This window comes from Mammaliicoccus sp. A-M4, from assembly GCF_022386955.1.
GTDB lineage: Bacteria > Bacillota > Bacilli > Staphylococcales > Staphylococcaceae > Mammaliicoccus > Mammaliicoccus lentus.
Window position 1 is genome coordinate 18,645 of record NZ_JAJNHH010000014.1, and the last position, 13,158, is coordinate 31,802.

14 protein-coding genes are annotated in these 13,158 nt (G+C 32.2%); 12 read left to right on the top strand and 2 right to left on the bottom strand.

The features are described from left to right. Window positions 1-235: 235 nt before the first annotated feature. On the bottom strand, window positions 236-484 hold the full coding sequence (locus tag LQ682_RS11630) for a ferredoxin (protein ID WP_016999149.1): 249 nt from the start codon (window positions 482-484) through the stop codon (window positions 236-238). Window positions 485-588: 104 nt separating this feature from the next. Here LQ682_RS11630 and LQ682_RS11635 point away from each other — a divergent pair, with 104 nt between their 5' ends. The 5 genes from LQ682_RS11635 to LQ682_RS11655 all read left to right on the top strand — a co-directional run bounded on the left by LQ682_RS11635 (window position 589) and on the right by LQ682_RS11655 (window position 6,271). Next, window positions 589-1,539 (top strand): helix-turn-helix domain-containing protein, encoded by a 951-nt coding sequence (locus LQ682_RS11635; protein WP_239724319.1) that lies wholly within the window; start codon window positions 589-591, stop codon window positions 1,537-1,539. Next, a complete protein-coding gene (locus LQ682_RS11640) occupies window positions 1,526-2,899 on the top strand; it encodes a RecQ family ATP-dependent DNA helicase (RefSeq protein WP_239724320.1) in 1,374 nt (457 codons plus the stop codon). Before LQ682_RS11635 ends, LQ682_RS11640 begins: the two co-directional genes overlap by 14 nt. Before the next feature lie 96 nt (window positions 2,900-2,995). Further along, window positions 2,996-4,516: a LysM peptidoglycan-binding domain-containing protein gene (locus tag LQ682_RS11645; protein ID WP_167543689.1), complete on the top strand. Its 1,521-nt coding sequence runs from the start codon at window positions 2,996-2,998 to the stop codon at window positions 4,514-4,516. Window positions 4,517-4,540: 24 nt separating this feature from the next. Continuing rightward, on the top strand, window positions 4,541-5,179 hold the full coding sequence (locus tag LQ682_RS11650; RefSeq protein ID WP_016999995.1) for a CBS domain-containing protein: 639 nt from the start codon (window positions 4,541-4,543) through the stop codon (window positions 5,177-5,179). Between the two features lie 105 nt (window positions 5,180-5,284). Continuing rightward, the gene (locus LQ682_RS11655) at window positions 5,285-6,271 is read left to right on the top strand and encodes a YpdA family putative bacillithiol disulfide reductase (RefSeq protein WP_016999994.1); all 987 of its coding nucleotides are present in this window, start codon (window positions 5,285-5,287) and stop codon (window positions 6,269-6,271) included. Window positions 6,272-6,320: 49 nt separating this feature from the next. On the opposite strand, the gene LQ682_RS11660 is transcribed toward LQ682_RS11655, so the two are convergent. Beyond that, window positions 6,321-7,289 carry an asparaginase gene (locus tag LQ682_RS11660; RefSeq protein ID WP_064204563.1) on the bottom strand — a complete coding sequence of 323 codons (969 nt, stop codon included), beginning with the start codon at window positions 7,287-7,289 and terminating at the stop codon, window positions 6,321-6,323. Between the two features lie 74 nt (window positions 7,290-7,363). On the opposite strand from LQ682_RS11660, the gene cmk reads away from it, so the two are divergent. From cmk to LQ682_RS11695, 7 genes are all read left to right on the top strand, one after another. Further along, a complete protein-coding gene (gene cmk / locus LQ682_RS11665; RefSeq protein WP_016999992.1) occupies window positions 7,364-8,017 on the top strand; it encodes a (d)CMP kinase in 654 nt (217 codons plus the stop codon). A 78-nt stretch (window positions 8,018-8,095) separates the two neighbouring features. After that, window positions 8,096-9,253: a 30S ribosomal protein S1 gene (gene rpsA / locus LQ682_RS11670; protein WP_016999991.1), complete on the top strand. Its 1,158-nt coding sequence runs from the start codon at window positions 8,096-8,098 to the stop codon at window positions 9,251-9,253. Window positions 9,254-9,437: 184 nt separating this feature from the next. Continuing rightward, window positions 9,438-10,748 carry a ribosome biogenesis GTPase Der gene (gene der / locus LQ682_RS11675; protein WP_016999990.1) on the top strand — a complete coding sequence of 437 codons (1,311 nt, stop codon included), beginning with the start codon at window positions 9,438-9,440 and terminating at the stop codon, window positions 10,746-10,748. A 19-nt stretch (window positions 10,749-10,767) separates the two neighbouring features. Further along, window positions 10,768-11,772, top strand: coding sequence for an NAD(P)H-dependent glycerol-3-phosphate dehydrogenase (locus tag LQ682_RS11680; RefSeq protein WP_016999989.1), 1,005 nt, complete (start codon window positions 10,768-10,770; stop codon window positions 11,770-11,772). A gap of 17 nt (window positions 11,773-11,789) precedes the next feature. Continuing rightward, window positions 11,790-11,996 (top strand): DUF2768 domain-containing protein, encoded by a 207-nt coding sequence (locus LQ682_RS11685; protein ID WP_016999988.1) that lies wholly within the window; start codon window positions 11,790-11,792, stop codon window positions 11,994-11,996. Then, window positions 11,989-12,714 carry a hypothetical protein gene (locus tag LQ682_RS11690; RefSeq protein ID WP_016999987.1) on the top strand — a complete coding sequence of 242 codons (726 nt, stop codon included), beginning with the start codon at window positions 11,989-11,991 and terminating at the stop codon, window positions 12,712-12,714. Before LQ682_RS11685 ends, LQ682_RS11690 begins: the two co-directional genes overlap by 8 nt. Window positions 12,715-12,840: 126 nt before the next feature. Continuing rightward, window positions 12,841-13,113, top strand: a complete 273-nt coding sequence (locus LQ682_RS11695; RefSeq protein WP_016912122.1) for an HU family DNA-binding protein — start codon at window positions 12,841-12,843, stop codon at window positions 13,111-13,113. Window positions 13,114-13,158: the final 45 nt, after the last annotated feature.

Genomic DNA, 13,158 nt, shown 5'->3' on the forward strand with positions numbered 1-13,158 from the left:
TCTCAGCTTTTTACTAGTAGGAGATTTCTGTCCCATAGTATATGGTTCTAATGTGTAAGAAATTTGAGGGAAGCTTAGACGCTTCTTATTGGATTAACCCTAATTCAAAAACATAAATAAAAGTTCCTAACCCGTTAACGAAAACAGGTTAGGAACTTTATTTTGAGTAAGGATTTATTATCCTAAGTTCATTTATTTTTGAGAAAGACATTTAAGTCTTATACTCTTATATATATTATTCGAATTTAAGCGCATCTCCATCAAACGGTTCGTCTGCTATTTTAATTGAATCTGTAGGACAACCTTCGAAAGCGTCTTCCATATCTTCGAGTAATTCTTCTGGGACAGCTTCGATTCCTTTATTGTCGTCTAATATTACGTAGGCGATACCCTCATCATCATAATCGTATATATCAGGGGCAGCTGCACCACATGCACCGCAAGCAATACATGTATCCATATCTACTATAGTGTATTTAGCCAAAATTTTCGCCTCCTTTAAAAAACATGCTACACTTATTATACATAACTATTTTAGTGATTACATGTATATTTTTCAACATTTTTATATTAAATGAGGTGACTTAATTGCAAGAGATAATAATGAAAACACTCTCTATGAAACACGAACTCAAAACTAATAAAAGTATTTATAATATTCTTATCGGTAAAAAGTCTCACCAAACATATTTTGATGCTACAATTGAACATCTTAAACTCTATTATGGTTGTTTACCAAATTTAAAATATCATCACTTTGAATCGATTATAGAAAATGGATCATACTCACAATATAAGCCAATTAAAGCCAACACTTTTTATGAACAAGCTTATCAAACAATTCAAACGATTTTATTGGTTATACAAATGGTTAGTCATAAAAAGCATGACCATTCCTTCTATCAACCAATTATCAATGATAAATCTATTCAATTCAAGGCAAAAGAATTATACACATTTATTAAAAATGATAAATTCGATTTATTTATAAATGAAATTTACGAATTATTAGAAGAAATAGAAAATGAATTTAATACCGTATACGTACATTATTTATTGACAGGATTTGGTGAAACGCCCTACACAATAGAACAAATATCACTTCTTGAACATATTCCTGTACTAGAGTTAAAGTCACAATTAATACAAGAATTTCAATATATTCAAAAGTGTTTAGAAAATAGCGAGAAATATCCGATTTTATCGAAAATTAAATTTGAAGCCAGTTTAAATTATCAAACTTTAACAACTTTTCAATTATTAAATCAGACAACGAATATTGAAAGATTAGCAGAATTAAAAAACGTGAAGACTCATACAATACACGATCACATTATTGAAATGTATATTAAAGGTTATTTAATCGATAAATCTCTATACATAGATGACGAAACTTACGTCAATTTTATAGAAGTATTTGAAGAAAAGCCTAACCAAAATTTAAAATATTATTATGAGAAACTTGAAAATTTAAGTTACTTTGAAATTAAATTAATGTACGTTATTTATGCAATGGAGGAAATCTATGTTAAAAGATGAACTGAAAAAATATTTTGGTTATGATGATTTTAGAAATGGTCAAGAAGAAACGATACAATATATTTTAGATAGACATGATGTATTAAGCATACTTTCTACAGGAGCAGGGAAAAGTTTATGCTATCAATTGCCTGCTTATATTACTGGAGGTAGTGTTCTTGTCATTTCACCCCTTATTTCTTTGATGGATGATCAAGTAGCTCAAATGAAAATAAATGGCGAAAAAAATGTTATCGCCATTCATTCAGCACTTTCTAAAGAAGAAAAAGACGAAGTATTTCGCAATTTAAACAAATATCAATTTATTTTCTGTAGTCCTGAATTTATATGTGAAAATCATAATTTTAATCATTTTAGAAATTTATCTTTAAAATATATTGTAATAGACGAAGCACATTGCTTAAGTGAATGGGGATTCGATTTTAGACCTCACTATGCATTAATCTCAAAAGTTACAAATTATTTCAATGATGCTCAAGTAATTGCATTAACGGCTACATTAACAGATAAGATGTTTAACGACATTGAAAAAATCACAAATAGAAAGTTCAAGTTACACAAAGAAAGTTTAAATCGTGAAAATATAATGTATCATCATTTTAATTTTTCGAGCGAAGACGATAAAGAGAATTGGTTGTTAAAAGAAATTAAAAAAACCGGTCCTACAATTATTTATGTTTCTTCAAAGAAAAAATGTCATGAGCTTGCTGAAAAAATTTATAAAGCAGGTTATCTAACAGGGATATATCATGGGGATTTGGATTATCAAGAAAGAACCACTGTACAATCACAATTTTTTCATAATGATATTAAAATTATTGTCGCTACCAGCGCTTTTGGAATGGGGATTAATAAGCAAGATGTAAGAACGGTAATCCATTATCATTTATCAACTTCTCCTTCAAAATATGTACAAGAAGTGGGGAGAGCTGGACGAGATGGTAGACCATCTCAAGCAATCAGTTTATATACAGATAGAGATTTAATGATATTGAACCATTTAGCAAATGAAAATAGTTTAGATATTGATGTGCTTAATTTGTTTGAAGAAGGGTATCAAATAAATGAGGAACTTTCTAGAAATATTCAGTTCCTTTTAGAGTTATATCCTATGGAACAATTAAAGCAAAAAATATTAAAAGAACAAGAACAAAAATTTAATGCTTATCGTTACATATTAAATTATATAAGGCTAGAATCATGCCGAAGAATATATTTATTAAAGTATTTTGATGAATATGTGAAACAAGATAATCATTGTTGTGACAATTGTAAGAATGTTGAATTGCTAAATGAACCAAATAAAAAAGAAGTAAAACAGAAGACCACATTCAAAGAAAGATTAAATGCAATATTTTAATAGGATTGCTTTACTTGGTAAGTTGAACAGGGATATAATAAAGTATACTAAATATTAAGTATATAAATTTAAAAAGATAATGAAGAGGTGAGTTTATTGTCTAAAGATAATTTCAAAGACGAATTCGAGAAAAGTCGTCAACCGATAGAGCGAACTGAAGACAAAGCAGATCAAGAACTAAATGATTCTCAAGAAGATGTTAAAGAGAATCAAAATAATCAAGATAATCAATCTAGTCGGAAAGAAAGCAGAAAACAAAATAGACAGCAAAAGAAAGACAAACAACAGTATCCTCCAAGAGGCGCGTTAAGAAGACAACGAAGAAAAGAAGAAGCGCAAAAACAAGCTTCACAACCTAAAGAAACAGATAAAAGCACTGATCAAGTTGAACAAAAGCAAGATAAGAATCATAAAGGTGCAGCAGCAGGCGCTGCTGGAGTTGCAGGAGCAACGGGCGCTGTAAATGCAAACAAAAATTCTAAAAAATCTTTAACAGATAAACCTGAAAAAGATACAGACGATAAAAATCAAAAAGGCAAACAAAACAAAAAAGGTAAAGTTGCAGGAACAGCAGCGGCTGGCGCAGCTACATCTTCTCAATCTGGAAATGCTTCTCCAAAGGATAAAGACGAAACATCTAAAGATACAAATAAAGAAGATAAAGGTTCTAATAAGAAAAAAGCAGCTGGAGCGGCTGCTGTAGGCGCTGGAGCAGCTGGAGCGGCAGGTTTAGTAGCTAATTCTAAAAATAATAGTGCTGCTGAAACAGATTCTAAGAAAGATAATAAAGATCATTCTAATAAGAAGAAAGGTGCAGCAGCTGGTGCCGCAGGAGCGACAGGTGCAGCCGGTGCAGCCGGAGCATCTGGTGGTGGAGGAACACCTCCAAATGGCGGAAGCGGAAACGGCGGTAATGGAAATGGTGATGGTTCAAACAAGTTTAAAAAAGCCATTATACCAATCGTTGCAGCAATATTGATACTTGGTGCTTTAGCAATATTCTTAGGCACATATTTAAACGGTACAAATAATGATAATGGTAAAGAATTAGCAGAAAAGACATCTCAGACAAATAGCGATGCTAAGAAAAAAGCTGACGAGCAAGCTGAAAAAGATAGAAAAAATAAAGAAGAAGACGATAAATCTAATAAATCATCAGATGAAGATAAACAATCAAGCGATGATAGTGATAAATCATCTAATAGTTCAAATGATGATAGCAATTCGAATAATGATAATAGTGACAGTAATGAAAATGCTAGTGATGACGCTTCTAATAACAACCAAGCTTCACAACCAGACCAAAATAGCGATCAAAACGTAAATCAATACGGTCAAAATTCAGATTCAAGCAATGATGATGTTCAAAATGCAGCTGATGATGCAGCGAACAATCAGAATGGGCAAAATGGTCAAAACGCCCAAAATAACCAAAACAATCAGTCTAATCAAAGTCAAGGCCAAGAATCTCATACTGTAACTGGTAAAGAGAACTTGTACCGAATTGCTATACAATATTATGGTAACGGTTCAGCTGAAAACGTTGAAAAAATTAGACAAGCAAATGGTATTTCTGGAAACAGTATTTCTCAAGGTCAAGATTTAGTAATACCATAGACATCAATTAAAGGGGATGGAATTATGTATTTATCAAATATTATGATACCTAAAGAAAAATGTTACATCGCACATCCAAAAGATACGATTCATTCAGCATTAGATAAGTTAGAACATCATGGTATCGACGGTTTACCAGTTGTTGAACATGGCAAGTATATCGGGATGATTACACGTTACAGTATTTTTAGACATTACTTTTTTAAAAAGGAAAATGTATCAAGAGATAATTTCATTGATGATACAATAATTGAAGATATACTGACGATTGACTTGCATTCACTTAATGAAAACTTAGTCGTTGAAGAAGCATTGTTGAACTTGCAAGATTTTCCGATTATTGCTGTAGTTAACGATGATAAAGACTTCCTTGGAATTGTGACAAGATATGATGTAATGGAACAATTTAAGTCAGCATTCGGTATGAAGCAAAAAGGGGTAAGAATTGCGATTACTTCAGTGGATGCTGAAGGTAGAATTAAGCGACTATCTAATATTATTGCAAAATATAAATTAAACACTATTTCATTTGTAACATTTGATGAAACAGACAAAATGTATCGTCGTATGATTATTAAAGTTGAAAAGACAGATAACATTAAAAAATTCATTAAGTATTTATCTAGAAACGGATTCAAAGTTCTAGATGTAACTGAAGACTAAGAAAAATAGAGCCCAGGACAATTATTTATGTCTTGGGCTCATTTTATTTTATTTATAGCTCTTTATTGATATAATTATCAAGGTATATTATAAGGAGTGAAATAAATGCAAGAATTTGAAAGCCTAATAATTGGTGGTGGACCATGTGGCTTAAGTGCAGCCATTGAACAAAAACGTCAAGGTATAAACGCTGTAGTAATTGAAAAAGGGAACGTTGTAGATGCTATATATCATTACCCTACGCATCAGACATTCTTTTCATCAAGTGAAAAACTTGGTATCGGTGATGTACCTTTTATCGTTGAAGACTTAAAACCTAAAAGAAACCAAGCACTTGTTTATTACAGAGAAGTGGTTAAACATCATCAATTAGATGTAAGAACATTCGAAGAAGTATTAACTGTAAAAAAAGTTGATAATCGATTTTTAGTATCAACAACTAAACAAACTTATAAAGTTAGATTTTTAACTGTAGCAACAGGATATTATGGTCAGCATAATGAATTAGATGTAGAAGGCCAAGAGTTAGATAAAGTTATGCATTACTTTAAAGAAGCACATCCGTACTTTAATCAAGACGTTGTAATCGTAGGCGGCAAAAACTCTGCAGTAGATGCTGCTATCGAGTTAGAAAAAGCGGGTGCAAATGTAACAGTAATTTATCGTGGATCAGAATACTCTAAAAGTATAAAACCTTGGATTTTACCTAACTTTGAATCATTGGTAAATCACGAAAAGATTACAATGCATTTCAACAGTGAAGTTGAGCACATTGACGAAGAGACTTTAACGTATAATCAAGATGGTAAATCATATACAATTAAGAACGATTTTGTATTTGCAATGATTGGTTACCACCCAGATTATAAGTTCTTAGAATCATGTGGTATTGATACAATAACTAATGAATATGGCACAGCGCCTTCATACAATAAAGATACCATGGAATCAAATGTTGAAAATCTATTTATAGCTGGTGTAATAGCAGCTGGTAATGATGCCAACACAATCTTTATTGAAAATGGTAAATATCATGGTGGTACAATCGCACAAGAAATAGCTAGAAAAAAGCAAACACCACTGGAATCATAAAACAAAATCCTTTTTGTGAGTAATACACTCATAAAAAGGATTTTTTATTTTACGCGAAATATGTTTTCAATTGTTCTTTATTTAAATGATTACTTAAACCGACTAACAATTTTAATCGTGCTTTTTGACCATTTAAGCCGTTTGAGAAAATTAAGCCCATATTTTGAAGTTGTGAACCTCCGCCTTCATATGCATATATACCATCTACTATTCCGTTAAAGGAACGAGATACGACTACTACTGGTATATGCGCATCCATTAACTTATGTAAGCCATCTAGAGCAGTTGGGGGTAAATTACCTTGTCCGAGCGCTTCAACAACTAAACCATTGTATTGATGTTCTACAAAGAAATTAAATATATCACTAGATATGTCCATATGTGCTTTGATTAAGCCGATTTTGGTATTTGGGTTAATTTCAGGGTATTTCTTATAAGGAAAAGGTTGATGATGAAATATAACATGTGTCTTAGTTACACTACCGATTGGTCCATAGTTAGGACTTTGGAAAGTACTCGTATTTGACGTATGCGTTTTTGTAACATTTTTAGCTGTATGAATTTCGTCATTAAAGACGACCATGACACCTTTATTACGCGCTTCGTCTTCTGAAGCTACTTTTAATGCTGAAACATAATTATATAATCCGTCAGAACCAATTTCATTTGAAGATCTCATCGCACCAGTTAAAATAATTGGTAATGATGTATCTATTGTTAAATCTAACAAATATGCTGTTTCTTCCAAAGTATCTGTACCGTGCGTAATAACAAAAGCATCATATGCATCTTTTTCGATAGCATCAGTAATAATATTTTTTAAAATGATGATATAATCATTGTTCATATGTGGAGAAGGAACTTGGAAAGGATTAATCTCTTCTATGTCTCCAAGTGATTGTATAAAAGCTTGATGCCTATGCATTGGATGCTCTTCGTTTGTTTCGACTTTACCTGTATCTTTATCTTCTGACATGCTAATTGTTCCACCAGTATGAATTACTAAAATTCGCTTCATATCTTTCCTCCTGTTCATAAGTTTATAATTTATGATAAAATATATAAGATTAAAGAACAAGAGAGGTTAAGGAAATGAGTAAAATAAATATAGCTATAGATGGACCAGCAGCTGCTGGAAAAAGCACCATTGCTAAATTAGTAGCACAGCATTTCAATATGATTTATATAGATACTGGTGCTATGTATAGAGCAATTACGCTTTATTATATCGAACAAGAGACAGAAGATTTTAGCCAGCTTGTTCAAAACATCGATTTAAGAATTGTTTTACAAAATGGTCAGCGTGTCATTTTAAACGATGTTGATGTATCAGAAAGAATTAGAGAGAATGATGTTACAGAAAAAGTTTCTCATGTAGCTTCACAAGAACCTGTTAGAACATTTTTAGTAGAGGAACAACAAAAGTTAGCTCAAGAAAAAAATGTTGTGATGGACGGTAGAGATGTAGGAACAACAGTATTACCGGATGCAGAGTTAAAAGTATACATGATAGCATCTGTAGAAGAACGTGCCTTAAGAAGATTAAAAGATAATGAACTAAGAGGCATTGAATCAGATTTAGAAAGTTTAAAAATTGACATTGAGAGAAGAGATCAATTTGATATGAATCGTGAAATCTCACCGCTTGTGAAAGCGGAAGATGCAATAAGTATTGATACAACAGGTTTATCCATTGACGAAGTGACAAATGAAATTGTAAATTTGGCAAAAGTCAAAATGGTGTAAATAGTACGAATTTCTTGACAATTTAGCTTCTTTATAAGAAGTTAATATTAAGATATTTATTTTAAGGAGGCAATTTTGATGACGGAAGAATTCAACGAATCCATGATAAATGAAGTGCAAGAAGGTGACAAAGTAAAAGGTACGGTGCAACAAATTGAAGACAAACATGTAGTTGTACACATTGATGGTGGTAAATTTGATGGCATCATTCCAATAAGCCAACTGTCAACTCAACACATCGAAACAGCTAATGAAGTCGTCAATATTGGTGATGAAATCGAAGCTTTCGTAACTAAAATTGAACAAAACGAAGAAAGCGGTCATTATATATTATCTAAGCGTAAACTAGATGAAAATTTATCATATGACAAACTTCAAAAAATCCAAGAAAATGATGAAACAATTGAGGCTGAAGTAACAGAAGTAGTTAAAGGTGGACTAGTAGTAGATGCTGGTATAAGAGGTTTCATACCTGCTTCTTTAATTTCTGTTCATTATATCGAAGACTTCTCTGACTATTTAGGAAAAGTCTTAACATTAAAAGTAGAAGAACTTGATCAAACTAATAACAGAGTGATTCTAAGCCACAAGAAAGTGGAACAAGAATCATTAGACGTTAAGAAAGAAGCGTTATTAGACAATCTTTCTCAAGGAGACATTCTAGAAGGAAGAGTTGCTAGAATTGCTAACTTCGGTGCGTTTATTGACTTAGGTGGAGTAGATGGATTAGTGCACGTTTCTGAATTATCACATAATCATGTTAAAACGCCTGATGAAGTCGTTCAAGTTGGAGATAATGTAAAAGTTAAAGTAAGAGCTGTTGATCGTGAAGCGGAAAGAATCTCGCTTTCAATTAAAGATACTTTACCAAGTCCATTCGAACAAATCGAATCAGAATTTAATGTAGGCGATATTGTACCAGGTAAAGTTGTGCGTTTAGCTCAATTTGGTGCTTTTGTTGAAATTGCTGCTGGATTACAAGGTTTAGTTCACATATCTCAAATTAGCCACGAACACATTGGCAATCCTGAGGAAGTATTAGAAAAAGGTCAAAACGTTCAAGTGAAAATCTTAGGTATAGATAAAGACGAAGAAAGAATTTCATTATCTATTAAAGATACAATCGAACAAGAAACTGACTATGATGAATCATATTTAAATCAATCAGATTCAGATGAAGATAACCCTACATTAGGTGATGTTTTCGGAGACAAGTTAAAGAATTTCAAACTATAAAATTATAGGATATGACATGAGACTGCTATTAGAGGAAGTAGACCTTTATTAGCAGTCGTTTTTATTTTTTACAACATTACATGATATGATAAATTATTAAATTAAAGCTCTTTTTATATTTCATAGGCTAAATAGCGATGATATGTTAAAATAAAAAGGATTATGAATGAGAGGAAGACGGTTTATGACAAAACCCATTATAGCGATTGTAGGGAAACCTAACGTAGGGAAATCTACAATTTTTAATAGAATTATTGGTGAAAGAGTATCAATAGTTGAAGATACGCCAGGTATCACAAGAGATAGAATTTATTCTAGTGGTGAATGGTTAACACATGACTTTAACTTAATAGATACTGGTGGAATAGATTTAGGTGATGAACCTTTCCAAAAACAAATAACTGCACAGGCAGAAGTAGCAATTGATGAAGCGGATGTCATCATCTTTATGGTAAATGGTAGAGAAGGTGTCACTCAAGCTGATGAAATGGTTGCTAAAATTTTGTATAAGTCTAATAAACCAGTTGTATTAGCAGTGAACAAGATTGATAACCCTGAGATGAGAAGTGAAATATATGACTTCTATTCATTAGGATTTGGAGAACCTTTCCCGATATCAGGCTCCCATGGATTAGGTTTAGGTGATTTGTTGGATGAAGCGGCTAAACACTTCCCAACTGAACAAGACCCTGAATATGATGATGAAACAATTAAATTATCTTTAATTGGTCGTCCTAATGTTGGCAAATCAAGTTTAATCAATGCGATTCTAGGTGAAGAACGTGTTATCGTTTCGCCAATCGCTGGTACAACTAGAGATGCTATCGATACTGTATACAATTATGAAGATCAAGAATATGTATTAATTGATACAGCAGGAATGAGGAAAAAAGGTAAAGTATATGAAAGCACTGAAAAATATTCAGTATTAAGAGCATTAAAAGCAATAGAAAGATCTAATGTAGTACTCGTTGTAATTGATGCTGAAGAAGGCATAATCGAACAAGATAAAAAAGTAGCTGGTTATGCACATGAAGCTGGTAAAGCAATTGTAATAGTAGTTAATAAATGGGATACAGTAGAAAAAGATTCAAATACTATGAAGAAATTCGAAAAGAAAGTTAGAGATAACTTCCAATTCTTAGATTATGCACCAATAGCTTTCGTATCAGCTCTAGAGAAATCTAGACTAAGAACATTATTCCCATTCATACAAATGGCTGATGAAAATCATCGTAAACGTGTACAAAGTTCGACACTTAATGAGGTTATTACAGACGCTGTTGCAATGAATCCTACACCAACTGATAATGGTAGAAGATTGAATATATTCTATGCGACACAAGTTGCTATACAACCTCCAACATTCGTTATTTTTGTTAACGATGTTGAATTAATGCATTTCTCTTATAAACGATTTTTAGAGAATCGAATTAGAGATGCTTTTGGATATGAGGGAACACCTATCCACTTAATTTCAAGAAAAAGAAACTAAAGAAAAAGGATGGATAACTATGTCAAATATTACTGTATTTGGTACTGGAAGTTGGGGAACTGCTTTAGCTAACGTTTTAGCAGATAATAATCACAACGTACTAATGTGGGGCAAAACTGAAAAAACTGTAAACGAAATAAATAAAGAACACAGCAATCATAAATATTTAAAAGATATATCAATTAATGAATCCATTAAATCTACGATGGACTTAAAGGATGCTGTACATCATTCATCAATTTATATAATCGCTGTACCTACAAAAGCGATACGAGAAGTTTCTACAAATATTAACGATATTGCATATGGAAAGAAAATCTTTATTCATGTATCTAAAGGAATTGAACCTGATACATTCAAGAGAATATCTGAGATGATATATGAATCAATAGACAGCAAAATTAACGGTGGTATCGCTGTACTATCTGGACCAAGTCACGCAGAAGAAGTTGCAATTAAACATCCTACTACAGTATCTGTATCTTCTGAAAATCAAGAAGTAGCGAGACTAGCTCAAGATCTATTTATGACTGATTATTTCCGAGTTTATACGAACAACGATTTAGTTGGAATTGAAATTGGTGGGGCTTTAAAAAATATAATCGCACTGGCTTCAGGTATAACTGATGGAATAGGCTATGGCGATAATGCAAAAGCAGCACTTATAACAAGAGGATTAGCAGAAATCACACGATTAGGCGTTAAAATGGGCGCAGATCCTATGACCTTCTTAGGATTAGGTGGTATCGGTGATTTAATCGTTACATGTACTTCTGTACATTCTAGAAACTGGAAATGTGGAAATATGCTGGGTCAAGGAGCAACTTTAGATGAAGCTTTAGAAGAAATGAACATGGTAGTAGAAGGTGTTCGTACAACTAAAGCTGCTTATCATCTTGCTCAAAAGTATGACGTTGAAATGCCAATTACATCAAGTCTATATAAAGTATTATTCGAAGATTATCCTGTACCAGATGGGGTTAGAGATTTGATGGAACGAGATAAGAAGTCTGAGAATATTTAAGCAAGTGGGGTAGTGAAATGTTTGATATTTCAAGAATGGATTTAATGTGGGTATCTTTTTATTCAATTGGATTTATGATATTAGCAATAGTACTTGTATATTTATCAAGGTTTAAATTTAGTAATAGAATCATAAGTGGTATTACGATGTTTCTAGCGGTAATATCACTTATATTGGCAGGCGTCTTAATGATTGTCGTTTTAGGTGGGTCAAGCCATGGATAAACAAAAGCGTATTTACATATTATTATTTACTTGTGTGTTGTTGTTATCAGCATGTGCTTTTCCTGATAAAGAAAAGGCAGAAAATCAAGTTCCTGCTAAAGATCAATTAAGCATCGTCCAAACGGCTGTAGATGAATATCAAAAAGCCAATGATGGTTTATTACCTATCAAAGAAAGAGATGATAGCTACTCGATTTACCTACAACATCCAGTTGACTTCAATAAATTAAAACCTAAATTTATATCTCAATTACCAGGTAATTCTTTTGAGAATGGTGGTATTTATCAATACGTCATTATGGATGTAGATAAAGATCCTACTGTTTATTTAATCGATTTAAGAACTTCCGAAGTATTAAAAGATATTAGAATACGCATAGATGCTAGCGGTGAACCACTTCAGTTAGGTGATAAAGTAGCACCAAATGTTTATGAAATTGATTATAAGAAGTATGGTTTTAAAAAGAAACCAACTGTACCAAGCCCATATAGCAATGAAAGATTACCAGTATATATGAATGGCGGAAATGATTTTATTATTGATTATAGGCTAGATTTATCTAAAGAAATTAAAAAACGAAAAGACCTCCCAAAACCAGGAACGGACATCAGAAAATTATTGTATGAAGATTCGCCAGTACTACCAGCTTATTCGCCCGAATTTACAATAAATAGTGATAAAGAACCCGTTTTTAAATCAAAAGTGAAAAATTATTAATAAAATTCGAAAAATAGTGCATTTATAGCTTGTAAATCGTTGCAGTGACACAGGTTGTTGTGTTAAAGTCTTATCATAATGGTATTATACATATCATTAGATAACCTTTTGGGAGGTGAATTTGAAATGAACAAAACAGAATTAATCAATTCAGTAAGTGAGAAAGCTAATTTAACTAAAAAAGAAGCTGGTCTTGCTGTAGATGCAGTGTTCGAATCAATTCAAAAATCTTTATCAGATGGTGAGAAAGTACAATTAATTGGTTTCGGTAACTTTGAAGTACGCGAAAGAGCTGCTCGTAAAGGACGTAACCCTCAGACTGGTAAAGAAATTGATATCCCTGCAAGCAAAGTTCCAGCTTTTAAAGCAGGTAAAGCATTAAAAGATGCAGTTAAATAATGAATTGTATCTAAGCCCTTTTTAAGGGCTTTTTTTATTTGTCTT